This window comes from Mycobacterium sp. (genome assembly GCF_965277065.1).
Taxonomy (GTDB): Bacteria; Actinomycetota; Actinomycetes; order Mycobacteriales; family Mycobacteriaceae; genus Mycobacterium.
The window spans coordinates 1,113,296-1,126,648 of the sequence record NZ_CBDIBT010000019.1 but is presented as its reverse complement, the minus strand read 5'-3'; the positions used below and the strand labels follow the sequence as shown (position 1 = coordinate 1,126,648).

The 13,353-nt window shown below is 64.5% G+C and carries 14 protein-coding genes and 2 pseudogenes; 10 read left to right on the top strand and 6 right to left on the bottom strand.

Going from position 1 to position 13,353, the window contains the following annotated elements:
• Window positions 1–504, top strand: a complete 504-nt coding sequence (locus ACQY5A_RS22695) for a hypothetical protein (RefSeq protein WP_428342531.1) — start codon at window positions 1–3, stop codon at window positions 502–504.
• Here ACQY5A_RS22695 and ACQY5A_RS22690 read toward each other — a convergent pair.
• Both ACQY5A_RS22690 and ACQY5A_RS22685 read right to left on the bottom strand, forming a co-directional pair.
• Window positions 501–1,178: an LpqN/LpqT family lipoprotein gene (locus ACQY5A_RS22690; RefSeq protein WP_428342530.1), complete on the bottom strand. Its 678-nt coding sequence runs from the start codon at window positions 1,176–1,178 to the stop codon at window positions 501–503. The two genes, ACQY5A_RS22695 and ACQY5A_RS22690, sit on opposite strands and share 4 nt — an antisense overlap.
• A pseudogene (locus tag ACQY5A_RS22685) lies at window positions 1,175–3,189 on the bottom strand (prolyl oligopeptidase family serine peptidase). The gene ACQY5A_RS22690 and the pseudogene ACQY5A_RS22685 overlap by 4 nt, the downstream one beginning before the upstream one ends.
• A gap of 133 nt (window positions 3,190–3,322) precedes the next feature.
• Here ACQY5A_RS22685 and adh point away from each other — a divergent pair.
• Genes adh through ACQY5A_RS22665 form a run of 4 tightly spaced genes read left to right on the top strand, consistent with a single transcriptional unit; the run spans window position 3,323 to window position 6,230 of the window.
• Entirely contained in the window at window positions 3,323–4,846 is a 1,524-nt protein-coding gene (gene adh / locus ACQY5A_RS22680; RefSeq protein WP_428342529.1) for an aldehyde dehydrogenase, read from the top strand.
• Window positions 4,846–5,343, top strand: coding sequence for a DUF779 domain-containing protein (locus ACQY5A_RS22675; RefSeq protein ID WP_428342528.1), 498 nt, complete (start codon window positions 4,846–4,848; stop codon window positions 5,341–5,343). The genes adh and ACQY5A_RS22675 overlap by 1 nt, the downstream gene beginning before the upstream one ends.
• A gap of 28 nt (window positions 5,344–5,371) precedes the next feature.
• Window positions 5,372–5,650, top strand: a complete 279-nt coding sequence (locus tag ACQY5A_RS22670) for a putative holin (protein ID WP_428342527.1) — start codon at window positions 5,372–5,374, stop codon at window positions 5,648–5,650.
• 25 nt (window positions 5,651–5,675) lie between these two features.
• Complete coding sequence (locus tag ACQY5A_RS22665) at window positions 5,676–6,230, top strand: hypothetical protein (RefSeq protein ID WP_428342526.1); 555 nt, start codon at window positions 5,676–5,678, stop codon at window positions 6,228–6,230.
• 91 nt (window positions 6,231–6,321) lie between these two features.
• On the opposite strand, the gene ACQY5A_RS22660 is transcribed toward ACQY5A_RS22665, so the two are convergent.
• A complete protein-coding gene (locus ACQY5A_RS22660; protein WP_428342525.1) occupies window positions 6,322–6,969 on the bottom strand; it encodes a TetR/AcrR family transcriptional regulator in 648 nt (215 codons plus the stop codon).
• A gap of 38 nt (window positions 6,970–7,007) precedes the next feature.
• Here ACQY5A_RS22660 and ACQY5A_RS22655 point away from each other — a divergent pair, with 38 nt between their 5' ends.
• Together ACQY5A_RS22655 and ACQY5A_RS22650 are read left to right on the top strand one after the other, a co-directional pair.
• Window positions 7,008–7,925 carry a sterol desaturase family protein gene (locus ACQY5A_RS22655; RefSeq protein ID WP_428342524.1) on the top strand — a complete coding sequence of 306 codons (918 nt, stop codon included), beginning with the start codon at window positions 7,008–7,010 and terminating at the stop codon, window positions 7,923–7,925.
• Window positions 7,909–8,190, top strand: a pseudogene (locus ACQY5A_RS22650) (hypothetical protein); the annotation flags it as partial. The gene ACQY5A_RS22655 and the pseudogene ACQY5A_RS22650, both read left to right, overlap by 17 nt.
• Window positions 8,191–8,243: 53 nt before the next feature.
• Here the strand turns inward: ACQY5A_RS22650 and ACQY5A_RS22645 are convergent.
• Genes ACQY5A_RS22645 through ACQY5A_RS22635 form a run of 3 tightly spaced genes read right to left on the bottom strand, consistent with a single transcriptional unit; the run spans window position 8,244 to window position 11,170 of the window.
• Window positions 8,244–8,963 (bottom strand): dienelactone hydrolase family protein, encoded by a 720-nt coding sequence (locus ACQY5A_RS22645; protein WP_428342523.1) that lies wholly within the window; start codon window positions 8,961–8,963, stop codon window positions 8,244–8,246.
• A gap of 3 nt (window positions 8,964–8,966) precedes the next feature.
• Complete coding sequence (locus tag ACQY5A_RS22640; protein WP_428342522.1) at window positions 8,967–10,472, bottom strand: aldehyde dehydrogenase family protein; 1,506 nt, start codon at window positions 10,470–10,472, stop codon at window positions 8,967–8,969.
• 47 nt (window positions 10,473–10,519) lie between these two features.
• Complete coding sequence (locus ACQY5A_RS22635; RefSeq protein WP_428342521.1) at window positions 10,520–11,170, bottom strand: superoxide dismutase; 651 nt, start codon at window positions 11,168–11,170, stop codon at window positions 10,520–10,522.
• A 426-nt stretch (window positions 11,171–11,596) separates the two neighbouring features.
• On the opposite strand from ACQY5A_RS22635, the gene ACQY5A_RS22630 reads away from it, so the two are divergent.
• The 3 genes from ACQY5A_RS22630 (at window position 11,597) to ACQY5A_RS22620 (ending at window position 13,347) form a co-directional block, all read left to right on the top strand.
• Complete coding sequence (locus ACQY5A_RS22630) at window positions 11,597–12,091, top strand: MarR family winged helix-turn-helix transcriptional regulator (protein ID WP_428342519.1); 495 nt, start codon at window positions 11,597–11,599, stop codon at window positions 12,089–12,091.
• A gap of 23 nt (window positions 12,092–12,114) precedes the next feature.
• Window positions 12,115–12,840, top strand: a complete 726-nt coding sequence (locus ACQY5A_RS22625) for a PIG-L deacetylase family protein (RefSeq protein ID WP_428342518.1) — start codon at window positions 12,115–12,117, stop codon at window positions 12,838–12,840.
• Window positions 12,841–12,903: 63 nt separating this feature from the next.
• The gene (locus tag ACQY5A_RS22620) at window positions 12,904–13,347 is read left to right on the top strand and encodes a nitroreductase/quinone reductase family protein (protein WP_428342517.1); all 444 of its coding nucleotides are present in this window, start codon (window positions 12,904–12,906) and stop codon (window positions 13,345–13,347) included.
• Window positions 13,348–13,353: the final 6 nt, after the last annotated feature.

The following is a 13,353-nucleotide window of genomic DNA, read 5'->3' as shown; positions in this document are numbered from 1 at the left end:
ATGACGTCGAGCTTGGCTGCGTTTCGCAAAGTCTACGGATCTCACCCGCTGCACCTTTTGACCATGCTTGCCGGATTCGCGCTGTTCGGCTACGTGGTTGTCACGGCCACCCCGTCCACGCTATGGAAGCCCGAAGGCGCGTGGTGGCACTCGATGGCGGTGTGGTTCCTTGCGGCGTTCCTGGCCCACGACCTCGTCGTATTTCCGATCTACGCCCTCATTGACAGGATTCTCGGGACCCGGGACTCGCGATCTCTTATCCACGGCGAACGTAGGGTCCCGGTCCGCAATTATGTGCGCGTGCCGGCGCTCGGCTCCGGCCTGCTTCTCATCATCTTCTTCCCGGGCATCATTCGGCAGGGTGCGTCACTGTATTCCGACGACACCGGATTGACCCAGGAGCCGTTTGTCGGCCGATGGTTGATGCTGACGGCGATCATGTTCGGCGTCAGTGCCCTGGCATATGGCATCCGGAGCGTCTTGCTCGCCAGGAGAACCGGTTAACCCACTGCGGGAGCAAGCATTTGGAATCCGGTCAGGACGGTGTCGGTGTCGCGGGTGTAGGTGTTGTTGCCCGGCTCGGTCGACTGGACCGTCACCGTCGAGACGAAGGTGTTGTCATGGAAGGTGCCCGCCACCATGAGTGTTCTGGCCTTACGCGGCGGAATCCGGCCCATGCTGGGGGCGTCGTAATCGACCAACTCCGCCTCGTCGCCGCAGCGGGTTGTCGAAAGCGTCTGCACATCGGTGGCGCCGAGACGGTCGACCAACGCCGCACGTTCCTGGTCGAAGATCGCTTGGTTGTCGCTAGTCGCGGGCACGGATTCGAGGGTCACCACCGCGGTGGGCATGAAGCTGTCGGCTTCCAGGTCCTTGTTCCTCATTGTGAAGCGGATGACGTCCGAATCGAGCATCGAGGCGCGTTCCCAACCGGTCGGCTGCGGGATCTTCAGCTGCGGCTCACCCGCAGCGCGGGAGTCGATCGCCGTCAGCGGAGCTGAAACCTGCTCGCATTGACCGGGTTTGGGTCGCGGCGCGTGGGGGTCCAAGGTTGCGCTTCCGGTGACCACTTTCGAGCAACCAGGCGCCGCCAGCAACGCCAGAGCGGTGACTGTCGCCCACAGCATGTACGGCACGCGCATCGCACCACACCACACCTTCATGACTTTCACTGTCAAGTACCCAACATCCGCCACAGGAACGCGAAGCTCAGCGCCGTTTTGAAAGCGCTCTGGGCGTTGTCGGCCGCGCCGGCGTGACCGCCCTCGATGTTCTCGTAGTACCAGACTCGGTGGCCGGCCGCCTCCAGCGCGGCGGTCATCTTGCGGGCATGCCCGGGATGGACCCGATCGTCGCGGGTGGACGTGGTGAGCAGCACCGGCGGGTAGTGCGCGGTGGTCGAAATATTCTGATACGGCGAGTATTCGGCGATGAACTTCCAGTCGGCCGGATCGTCGGGATTGCCGTATTCGGCCACCCACGACGCGCCGGCCAGCAGCAGATGGAAGCGGCGCATGTCCAGCAGCGGTACCTGGCACACCAGCGCACCGAACAACGCCGGGTATTTGGTCAGCATGATGCCCATCAACAGCCCACCGTTGCTGCCGCCCTGCGCGCCGAGCTGCGGCACCGTGGTGATGCGACGGTCCACCAAATCGGTTGCCACCGCAGCGAAGTCCTCACCCACCAGGTGACGGCCCTCGCGCATCGCCTGGGTGTGCCAACGCGGTCCGTACTCGCCACCGCCGCGGATGTTGGCCAACACGTAGGTGCCGCCGCGGGCCAGCCACAGCCGGCCCATCACCGGGCTGTAGCCCGGGGTGTAGGAGTTCTCGAATCCGCCGTAGCCGTAAAGCAAGGTCGGACCGGGGCCCTCCGCGTCGCCGGGCCGGACCACGAAATACGGAATCGCGGTGCCGTCCTTGGACGTCGCGAAATACTGCTCGATGGAGAGGTTTTCGGCATCGAAGAAGCCAGGTGCGGATTTGATCTGCTCGAGCGGCTCGTCGCCGGTACCCCGCAACAGACGCGATGGGCTGTCGAAGCCGCTGGAGTCGAGGAAGAATTCGTCGCCGGTGTCGTCGGCCGCGACGATCACGCTCTCGGTCGCCGCCGGGATGCCCGCCAGCGGAGCGCGTTCCCAGCTGCCCGGTGTGACGATCTCGACCCGGCTGGCGACATCGGCCAGCGTGACCAGCAGCAGCCGGTCGCGGGTCCAGGCGTACTGGTGCAGGCACGTGTGCGCGTCAGGTTCGAAGACCACGGTCAGTGCGAGCCCGCCGCTGAGGAATTCGTCGTAGTTGGCTGCCAGTAAAGAGCCTGCGGGGTAGGTGGTGGCGCCGAAGGTCCAGTCGGTGCGCGGTTCGATCAACAGCCATTCGCGGTGGATGGAGAGGCTGCTCGCGTCCGAGGGGACGTCGATGTGAATCAGTTCCGAGCCGCGCAGTTCATAACGCTCGCTGTTCCAGAAGTCGGTGGAACGGGACACGAAGGTGCGCTCGAAACCCGGTGTCCGATCGACCGACCCGCCGACGCTGACGTCGGTGCGGGCTCCCTCGAAGACCAGGTCCGCGTCCCGCAGCGGCGTGCCACGGCGCCACCGCTTGACGATGCGGGGGTAGCCGGATTCGGTCAGTGAGTCGGGCCCGAAGTCGGTGCCGACCAACACAGTGTCCGGGTCTTCCCAGCCAATCTGCGTCTTGGCTTCCGAAAGCTGGAAACCGCCGTCGACGAATTCGCATGTCTGCAGGTCGAATTCGCGCACGATGGCCGCGTCGGCGCCGCCCCGGGACAGATTGACCAGAGCCCGGTCGAATTCGGGCTCGATGACGATGGCACCCGACCAGACCCAGTTCTCGTCGTCGTCGCGGGCCAATACATCGACATCGATCAGTACGTCCCAGTCGGTGGCATCGCTGCGGTAGCTGTCCAGGGTGTCCGGCGCCACAACCCGCGCGGGTTGGCCGCGTCGCGCCAGAAGTTGTACAGGTAGTCGCCGCGACGGCGCACGTAGGGGATGCGGGCATCGGTGTCGAGCACCTCGAGTGCCTCGGTGCGCATCCGGTCGAATTCCTCACCGGCGAACTGGGCGACCGTCGGGTCGTTGCGGGCGCGTACCCAGTCGAGCTGTCCCTCACCGAGGACGTCTTCCAGCCACAGATAGGGGTCGTTCGATTCGTCAGCAGACATAAGTCCGCCGAGCGTAACGCCACTGCGAGAGATCGGCCCTGACTTCGCAAGGGCGTTACGCCCGCGGGGAGATTGAGCCGCGGCGGTAGTGTGAGCTGTGTAACACCGTCTGGCGATGAAGAGGAGTGGCAAAATGACCGTCTTCGCACGACCGGGTTCCCATGGGGCCCTGATGTCCTTCGAATCGCGGTACGACAACTTCATTGGCGGCGAGTGGGTAGCCCCGGTCGGCGGTAAGTACTTCGAGAATCTGACGCCGGTCACCGGTCAGGCATTCTGCGACGTGGCGCGGTCCGACGGCGCCGATGTCGAGAAGGCGCTCGATGCCGCTCACGGCGCGGCGCGGGCGTGGGGCAAGACCGCGCCGGCCGAGCGGGCTGCGATCCTGAACAAGATCGCCGACCGGATCGACGAGAACCGGGATGCCCTCGCGCTGGCCGAGGTCTGGGACAACGGCAAACCAATCCGGGAAACGCTTGCCGCCGACATTCCGTTGGCCGCAGACCATTTCCGGTATTTCGCCGGCGCGATCCGCGCCCAGGAAGGGTCGCTGAGCCAGATCGACGACGACACCGTCGCCTACCACTTCCACGAGCCGCTGGGTGTGGTCGGGCAGATCATCCCGTGGAACTTCCCGATCTTGATGGCCGCCTGGAAGCTGGCGCCCGCGCTGGCCGCCGGCAACGCGGCGGTGCTCAAGCCCGCCGAGCAGACCCCGGCGTCGGTGCTGTACCTGATGTCGCTGATCGGCGATCTGCTGCCCCCGGGCGTGGTCAACGTCGTCAACGGCTTCGGCGCCGAAGCGGGTAAGCCGCTGGCGTCGAGCAACCGGATCGCGAAGGTGTCGTTCACCGGCGAGACCACCACCGGGCGCCTGATCATGCAGTACGCCAGCCAGAACCTGATCCCGGTCACCCTGGAGCTGGGCGGCAAGAGCCCCAACATCTTCTTCTCCGACGTGATGGCCGCCCACGACGACTTCCAGGACAAGGCGCTGGAAGGGTTCACCATGTTCGCCCTCAACCAGGGCGAGGTGTGCACCTGCCCGTCGCGCAGCCTGGTGCAGGCCGACATCTACGACGAGTTCCTCGAGCTGGTGGCCATCCGCACCAAAGCGGTCCGCCAGGGCGATCCGCTGGACACCGAGACGATGGTCGGCTCGCAGGCCTCCAACGACCAGCTGGAAAAGGTGTTGTCCTACATCGAGATCGGCAAAGACGAAGGCGCCAAGGTCATCACCGGCGGCGAGCGCGCCGAACTGGGCGGCGACCTCTCCGGTGGCTTCTACGTGCAACCGACCATCTTCGCCGGCAACAACAAGATGCGGATCTTCCAGGAGGAGATTTTCGGGCCGGTGGTCTCGGTGGCGTCGTTCTCCGACTACGACGACGCCATCTCGATCGCCAACGACACTCTCTACGGGCTCGGCGCTGGAGTGTGGAGCCGCGACGGCAACACCGCCTACCGGGCCGGCCGCGACATCCAGGCCGGTCGGGTGTGGGTCAACTGCTATCACGTCTACCCGGCGCACGCCGCGTTCGGCGGATACAAGCAGTCCGGCATCGGACGGGAGAACCACAAGATGATGCTGGACCACTACCAGCAGACCAAGAACCTGCTGGTGTCGTATTCGCAGAAGGCCCAAGGCTTCTTCTGATGAAGGCGCCGCACCGGGTGGTCGTGACGTCTGCTGCCGCCGAGCTGCTCGGTCAGCTGCGAGAACAGCACGGCCCGTTGATGTTTCATCAGTCCGGCGGCTGCTGCGACGGATCGTCGCCGATGTGTTACGCACTAGGCGACTTCATCATCGGTGACCGCGACGTGCTGCTCGGCGTCCTGGACACCGGGGACGACGGGGTGCCGGTGTGGATTTCGGGGCCGCAGTTCCAGGCGTGGAAGCACACCCAGCTCGTCATCGACGTGGTGCCCGGCCGGGGCGGCGGGTTCAGCCTGGAAGCGCCCGAAGGCAAGCGGTTCCTGTCCCGCGGACGGGCCTTCTCCGAGAGCGAGAACGCGGAGCTGTCGGCGGCTGCGCTCATCACCGGAGCCGACTACGAGCGCGGTGAGCGGCTGCCGGAGCGCGCGCCGGTGGTGGCAGCGGCCGTCGACGCCTGTCCAGTACCAGCAGGGCGCGCCGCGCCGGTAACCCCGTAGCGAGCGGTCACGGCAGTATCTTTGAATCGTGATCCCGCTGCCGCGGCCCTGGCTTTTGACCAGCGCGATGCTGCTCGGTGTCGCAGCCGGGCTGTTGGGCGGCGCCGCCGCGCTGACTGTGGACCATGCCCGCATGCGACCGGACGTAGCGATCGCGCTGGTGGTCGGATTCCCCAGCGTGGTGGGCTTGCTGGTGATTCTGATGGCCCGACGCCGATGGCTGACCGCGCTGGGCGCATTTGTCCTCGCGGTGGCGCCGGGGTACTTCGGTGTGCTCGCTCTGGTCGAGGTCGTGACCCGTGGCTGACAGCGAACGCGTCGAGACTGAGTCGATGCCTCTGACCGAGCGCTACACCCCGACCTTCGATACCGGCATGCAACAGCGAGCCGAGCCCGAGCTGATCGAACCCGAGCCGTCGCCTCGTCGGCGCCGATGGTGGCACCGACGGCCGGACGCGGCGGTCGAGGAACCGGCCAGCGGCGTCATCCCGACCGCCTACACCGAGACCGACGCTCCGCCGTCCGAAGCGATTCCGGCGGTGGGGGCCGGCCCGTACCACTATCTGAAGTGGTGGAAGTTCATCCTGGTGCTGCTCGCGGTCTGGGTTCCCGCCGGTGCCATCGGGGCCGGCCTGTACTACTGGTGGAGCCACGACGCCTCCAAACACAAAACGGTGGTGGTCTTCGTGGTGCTGGCCTACGTCGTGGCGTGCACGGTCGCCGGCTTGATCCTGGCGATGGTGCCCGACCGGCCACTGGTGTCGGCGCTGGCGATCGCGATGGTCTCGGCGGTGTTCGCCTCGGTGGTCGCTGCGGCGCCGGTATACGGCAAGTTCTATTGCGAGCACAGCCAACAGCACTGCGCAGCGGGCATCCTGCCGTACTGAGCAACGCAGTGCGAGACAGAAGCCACGCGGCTGTCATCGCGCCCGAGATCACGACCCCGCATTCGGTCGGGCGGCGTCGTCGCGGGCTCGCCTAATCCGAATCGCGAGCGGCTGTTGCGGCGTCGTCCGGAGGCAGACCGAGTAGTTGCAAGGCTTGGGTCGCCAGCTCGACGTCAATGTTGGAGCCAAGTCGGTTCGTGACTTGACCCTGGGTTGCTCCCATCAAGCCGCCGCCGATCATGTAGGCGGCCGCCGCGGTGCTGGCGATGCGGAATCGACCGGTACGGCGGCCATGTTCGATCAGCGTGGCTAGCGCCAGCCCCAGTGTTCCGGCCAGCGTACGGCTAGCTCGCGCGGCCTCAAGCACATAGCGTCCGCGGATAGGGTCTTCGGTGAACCAAGCCCAGAATTGACGCACCGCGCCGGCCAGTGCCACCGCCGGGTCCGCATCGTCGGGCAAGCGGTGAAATCTGCCCGCAAGATCGCCGGTGGTTCGGGCGACCAGCTCGTCCAGCAGGTCCTCTTTGGTAGCGAAATGGGTGTAGAAGCTGGCCAGCGCGATGTCAGCACGGGCGACGATTGCCGCGACGGTCACCGCTTCGCCGCTGCTGATCAGCTCTTGAGCCGCGCGGAGCAGCCTGGCGCGGGTCGCGGCACGTCGGCGACCGACGCGGCCCTCGGGGTCAGGTTGCACCGACCCGTCGTCGCATTGTTCCGCGGCGAACGATTGCAAACTCATTCTTGAAACCATCGTTTCAGAAACATAGCATTGCTTTCATGAACGGCGCGTCAGCACGTGAAGGCGACAGCGCAGCGCCGGTGGGCCATCGCTCCCGGGTGATCGAGGCGCTCGGTGGCCCAGGCAAAACCGCGCTGATTGCCGCGTTGGTCACGGTAGGCATCGTCGTCGATTATCGACCGGCGGCTGGACTCTTGATCGGGCTTGCCGTCTTAGTGCCGGTCGAGCGGCGCTGGCGCCGACATCCCTTCGGAATGACGCGGCCGGGGCTGGGCACCGACATCTTGCACTTCCTGTTCTCCAACACCTTGAAAACCGGGGCCATCATCGCTGCGGCCGCACTGTGCTGGGTGCTGTTGCATCCGATCGCCCTTGCGCCGCTCACCCATGCGTTGCATCGCCTGCCCGGGTGGGCCGATGCTGCGGTGACTTTCGCCGCCTTCAACGTCACTTACTACTGGGAACATCGGCTGGCCCATCACTGGACGTTTTTGTGGCGGTTTCACTCCGTCCACCACAGTTCGCAGCGCCTGGACTGGCTGGCCGCGACCCGACTGCATCCGTTGGAAGGATTCTTCGGCGGGTTCGTGGTGACCGCACCACTGGTTTTGGCCGGCTTTGGGCCAACTCAGTTGGGTATTGCTGGAATCATTTTCGCCATCAACGACGTCCTCATTCACGCCAACGTGCGCTGGCGACTGCGCCGCCTCAGCCACTGGATTCCTACGCCGGAATACCATCACTGGCACCACGCCAACGAACCCGGTGTGCTGAACAAGAATTTTGGTTGGCCTATTCTCGACCGCGTCTTCGGCACCTTCTATCTGCCCGCCGACCGCAGACCCACGACGTACGGCATCAACACTCCGACATCTGAGGGTTACTTCGCTCAGCTCGCAGAACCCATGCGCCCGTCTTGGCCGCTGACTCGAGCGCAGCATGACGCCGCGGGCTGATATGACCGCCTCACCTGCTGCGCCCAGCTTCCGGGTCCGACCGCTGGCGGGAATGAAAGCCATCGCACGTTGGGCGGTAAATCCGGTCAGCATCGGTGGGGTAGCCAGCATCTCCAAGATCGACTACGCATTTCGCGGTCCGGAATTCAGCCGCAAAGTGACTCAGATGCGGAACCACCCCGATGGCGCCCGGATCTTGGCAGAGCATCCCGACCTAGGTGTCGTTGTCAACGATCTCGACAGCTTGGCAGCTTTACCAGAGGGCAGTCTCGGTCGGACCTATCACGCCTTGATGACCGCCCCAGGAGCCGTTCCCGACTACTGCTCAGTCGTGAGCACTTCGGCGAGGAAGTCGAGCATGCGCTGCCAGGACCGGGCGTCGGCTTGTGGCTGCAGCACCGCTTCCGGGGTGCGGTCGGCACCTAGTGAGCCCTCACCGGTAAAACTGTGTTTGGCGCCGCTGTAGATGACGATCTCGAAATCGGCTTGTGCTGAACGCATTTCGGTTCGAAAACCGGCAATGGCGTTAAACGGCACGACGGGGTCGTCGTCGCCGGTGAGGACGAGCAGCTTGGCGTGGACATCGTCAGGAGCGGCGGGCAGCGGGGTGTCGAGTTCGCCGTGCAAGCTGACTACACCGCGCAGCCGTGCGCCGTCGCGGGCCAGCTCCAGCGCCGCGCTGCCGCCAAAGCAGTACCCGATCGCCGCGATGCGGTGCTCCTCGCATTCAGGCTGGGCTTGTAATGCGTTCAGCCCCGCGCTGATTCGCCGGCGAAGATAGCGGCGGTCATTGCGAAACGGCGCCACCACGGGTCGCGGGCCACCCGTGATATCGGTCGGACCGCCGAAGACGTCGGCGGCCAGGACGCAGTATCCTGCATCGGCAAGACGTTGGGCGCGGACGATGATCGAGTCGGTGATGCCCAACCAGGTAGGCACCACCAGCACTCCGGGTGCCGGCGTGCTGGCGGGGCTGACGTAGTAACCAGTCAGCTCTTGTGCGCCGTCGTGGTAGACGAGTGTGCGCCCAGTCGTCACGTGTCAGTGACCAAAAGGCACGATGCTGGCGGTCGCAGAGATCGTAATCCATTTGGTGTGAGTGTATTCAGCCCAATTGACCCCGGCGCCGTAGCGGCCGCCGTTGCCGGATTGCTTGATCCCACCAAACGGTACGTAGGCGGCGTCGTCGACCGGTTTGTCATTGACATGCACCATGCCCGATTCGATCGCCAACCCGACACGGGTGGCGCGCTGCTCGGAACCGAATACCGCCGCGCTCAAGCCGTAAGCCGTGTCATTGGCTTGTGCGATCGCATCGTCGTCGTCGTCGAACGCGGTGATCGCCGCGATCGGCCCGAAGATTTCTTCGTCCCAGGCGCGCATCCCCGGCGCCACGCCGGACAGGATGGTCGGCGGGTAGAAGGGCCCTTTTTTGGCGCCGCCCAGATGCAGAGTCGCGCCCTTGTCGACGGCGTCGGCGACGATCGCGTCCATCCGGTCCACTGCCCCGGGCAGGGTCATCGGGCCGTAGTCGGCGTCCGGATTAGCCCAGGGATCATCGACGACAAGCCTTTTCGCCGCCACGCCCAAGGCGTCGAGGTAGCGGTCCATCACGCTGCGGTGCACCAGGTGGCGTCCCGCAGCCATGCACACCTGGCCGGAGAAATAGAACGACGCATACAGTGCTGCCGAGATCATCGCGTCGAAGTCGGCGACGTCATCGAGCACGACGAACGGATTTTTGCCGCTGCCGCTGATCGAGACGTGCTTGAGGGTGCGGCTGGCCGCTTCGGCGACGCGTGCGCCGGTGGCCGTCGAACCGGTGAAGTGCACCATCGAGATATTGGGGTCGGTTTCGAACGCTTCGGCGTCGGCGCCTTCGGCGGGGATGCAGTGAAATAGCCCGTCGGGGAAGCCGGCTTCTTCCAGCACGCGGGCGAACACGAAGCCGCTGGACATGATGGCGGTCTTGTGCGGCTTGAGCAGCACCGCGTTACCGGTGGCCAAAGCCGGTGCGACATAGCGTGATCCGAGCGTGAGTGGCACATTCGACGGAGTGATGCCCGCAGTGACGCCGAAGGGAATTTGCAGGCTGTAGCTGAGCCGGTTGGCGCGGTCGGCCAGGATCTGGCCGTGGCTTTGGGTGGGATAGGCGGCGGCTTCCAAGAACTCGTCAGCGAGAAACTCGATTTCGAAGCGAGCCTTCGACCGGGGAGCGCCGACCTCACGCACCACCCATTCGGTGTAGTCCTCGGCGAAGTCGCGCATCACCGCTTCGGCGCGGATGAACAGCTTGCGCTTCTCTTCCGGCGGCACGTTCACCCACTCTTTCTGCGCCTGCGCGGCCGATTCGGCGGCCTTGGCAATGGTGGCCGCAGAGCCCAGCCCGACGGTGGCCAGTGTCGCACCGGTAGCCGGTTCGATGACGTCGACGGTGGAGTCGCCCGGCACCCAGCCGTTGCTGTAGATCGCGCCGCGCACTTGTTCGAGGTCGAACAGGTCGCCGGAGTTAGGCTGGACCGCAGCAGATTTAGTGGCTGTGGACATCCATTTGGCCTTTCCGGCGTGACGATGGGTCTCTCGACCCGTGAGTGTTAGAGCTGTTGTTTTCCGGCGAAGAAGTTGTCCAGCCGCCGAGAGACCACGTCCCACGCGACGACGTGCCACCACGCGTCGAGGTAATCGCTGCGCCGCTGGTGGTAGCGCAGATAGTAGGCGTGCTCCCACACGTCACACGCTAAAAGACCGGGCCGCTGGTGGAGCAGCACGCTGTCCTGGTTGGGCAATGTCATGATCTCCAGGCCATGCGAGTCGGGGTTGATCACCAGAAACGCCCACCCCGAGCCGAACACGCCCGCGGCGGCGTCGCTGAACCGTTTCTGGAACTCATGCAGGCCGCCGAAGTCGTGGTCGAGCGCCTCAGCCAACCTGCCCGCCGGGACAGTGGCGCGTGGCGGACCGATGATCTTCCAGAAAAACTGATGGTTGGCGTGCCCGCCGCCCTGCTCACGCACCCTTTGGCGAATCTCTGCGGGCACGTCCTCCAGCCGGCGCAACAGGTCCTCGATTGTCATCCCATGCAGTTGCGGGTAGCCGGCAATCGCTGCGTTAAGTCTGTCGACGTAACCGCGGTGATGAAACTCGTGATGCAGCAACATCGTCGGCGCGTCGATAAACGGCTCGAGTGCGTCGTAGGCATATGGCAGCGGTGCCAACACATACTGCTGGTCTGCCGGTCGAGACACCCCCGACCCTTCAGCATCGATGTCGTTACTCAACTTTGACGCCCCCGGTGTGCGGTGACATACCGGTTCGGTCCTGTGGCACTTTGCTCCTCTTCAGAGCTACAGCCGGAGCGCGGTAGGTCAAAACAAGTTCGCGCGCGAACGATATGTATAATCTATGTCGAGAATCTGTGTCGGTCAATCCCACATACGACCTCGAACTCGGCCGACATTCTCCCGCAAATATCCGCAACTGATCGGCCACTGGACGAGTGTTAGCTGCCTTGCACGCGTTGTTTGAACGCGAATCAAACTTCGAGTGAATCGAGCGTCCGACGCGCCCTGCATGGCTGGTTTCGCTACGCGCGCCGCCCGGCCACCCCTCGACACGGTTGCGCTCACCGTCGAGTTCGGCGCGGGCATGGCGCGACAACCTAAACTGCACAGATGTCCGTAGCCGACGAGTTGATCACCTTGTCTGCTGGTGACGGTGAGGCATGGGGTGGATTGCTACGCATCCACAAGCTGATCATGACCGTGATGAGCCAAGAACTAGAACATCAGCATGGGCTACCCCTGACGAGCTACGACGTACTCCGTCACATCGCGTTGGCGGACGGGCAGCGGTTGAGGATGAGTGAGCTCGCTGAACGGGTGATGATCACCCGCTCCGGGCTCACCGGTGTTGTCGGGCGCCTCGAGGCAGCTGGCCTACTGCAACGCGAATCAGCCGCAAACATCGACGGTCGCGGTGCTTTCGCCGCGATCACCGCCGAGGGGTGGAAGATTTTGCGCCGGGCGAACAAGACCATCACCGCATCGATTCACAGCCAGTTTTTAGACCAGCTCACAGAGCAAGACCTCGCCGACCTGCGCCGAGTGTGGCGCAAGCTCGGAACAATCCAAGGTCAGCTTCCGCGCAACGTCAGCACGCGCGGCTAGCAATCGGAGCAACAGGAGCCCCGATGGACGATTCGCCGTTGCAGCGTCTGTCGGGCGATTGGCAACGAGCGCTGGCGGTGGTCGCGCACCCCGACGATGTCGAGTACGGAATGGCCGCGACTGTCGCGCATTTCACCAGGCAGGGCAAATGGATCGGCTATTTGTTGGCCAGCCGCGGCGAGGCAGGGATCGACGATCGGCATCCCGATGAAGCCGGACCGCTTCGGGAGGCGGAGCAGCGGGCCGCTGCCGCCATGGTGGGGGTGGATACCGTCGAGTTCCTGGGCTATCCGGACGGCACCATCACCTACAGCCTTGATCTGCGCAGCGACATCGCTGTTGCTATCCGTCGGCATCGTCCGGAGGTGGTGTTCACCGCGAACCACCATGATCGGTTCGGTCCAGGTGCGTTCAATATGGCCGATCACCGCGCGGTTGGGCTGGCAGCCATCGACGCGGTGCGTGACGCGGCTAACCGCTGGGTGTTCTCGGACAGAATTGAGTCGAATTCGCCAGCTTGGCAAGGAGTCTCGATGATCGCCGTCGCGGCGTCGCCGCAGGCTACTCACGCCGTCGACATCACCGACACCTTTGACGTGGGCTTGGCTTCGCTCGCTGAGCACCGTGTCTACCTCGCCGCTCTCGGTCCCGAGCGTGACCCGGTACCCATGCTGCGTACATTTGCCGAGCAGGCCGGTCGCCGACTGGGTACTCCATTGGCCGCAGCGTTCGAAGTCATTGACCCGTGAACGTCCTCAGCGTGCAACGACGCCGATGACTAACCCAATGAAGTCGAGAAAGGTATGGAAGCGATGAGCACTGACGAAAGTAAATCGGTGATGGAATCGGAGAGATCGTTCAACGAGCAGAACATCGCTGAATTCCGCGCCAACGGAGGTAAGGTCGGCGGCCAGTTCGAAGGCTTCCCGCTGCTGCTGCTCACCAGCACCGGCGTCAAGACCGGAACCCAGCGCGTGAATCCCGTGGGCTACTTCGATATCGACGGCAAGATCTTCATCGTCGGATCAGCGGCGGGCAGGGATAAGAACCCGGCGTGGGTGGCCAACATCCGCGGTAATCCGCAGGTCCGCATCGAGATCGGCGCCAAGCCGGCCACGCGCGCCACCACGGCCGAACTGCCTCGCCCCGAGCGGGATCGCATCTTTGACATCATCAAGCAGCGGGCACCGGGATTCGGCGAGTATGAAACGTCGACCGACCGGGTCATACCGGTGTTCGAGGTGAAGCTCAATTAGCGACAG

Coding starts and splice junctions, on each gene's coding strand:
- ACQY5A_RS22695 (WP_428342531.1), top strand. CDS start 1: ATGACGTCGAGCTTGGCTGCGTTTCGCAAAGTCTACGGATCTCACCCG.
- adh (WP_428342529.1), top strand. CDS start 3,323: ATGACCGTCTTCGCACGACCGGGTTCCCATGGGGCCCTGATGTCCTTC.
- ACQY5A_RS22675 (WP_428342528.1), top strand. CDS start 4,846: ATGAAGGCGCCGCACCGGGTGGTCGTGACGTCTGCTGCCGCCGAGCTG.
- ACQY5A_RS22665 (WP_428342526.1), top strand. CDS start 5,676: ATGCCTCTGACCGAGCGCTACACCCCGACCTTCGATACCGGCATGCAA.
- ACQY5A_RS22660 (WP_428342525.1), bottom strand. CDS start 6,969: ATGAGTTTGCAATCGTTCGCCGCGGAACAATGCGACGACGGGTCGGTG.
- ACQY5A_RS22655 (WP_428342524.1), top strand. CDS start 7,008: ATGAACGGCGCGTCAGCACGTGAAGGCGACAGCGCAGCGCCGGTGGGC.
- ACQY5A_RS22640 (WP_428342522.1), bottom strand. CDS start 10,472: ATGTCCACAGCCACTAAATCTGCTGCGGTCCAGCCTAACTCCGGCGAC.
- ACQY5A_RS22630 (WP_428342519.1), top strand. CDS start 11,597: ATGTCCGTAGCCGACGAGTTGATCACCTTGTCTGCTGGTGACGGTGAG.
- ACQY5A_RS22625 (WP_428342518.1), top strand. CDS start 12,115: ATGGACGATTCGCCGTTGCAGCGTCTGTCGGGCGATTGGCAACGAGCG.
- ACQY5A_RS22620 (WP_428342517.1), top strand. CDS start 12,904: ATGAGCACTGACGAAAGTAAATCGGTGATGGAATCGGAGAGATCGTTC.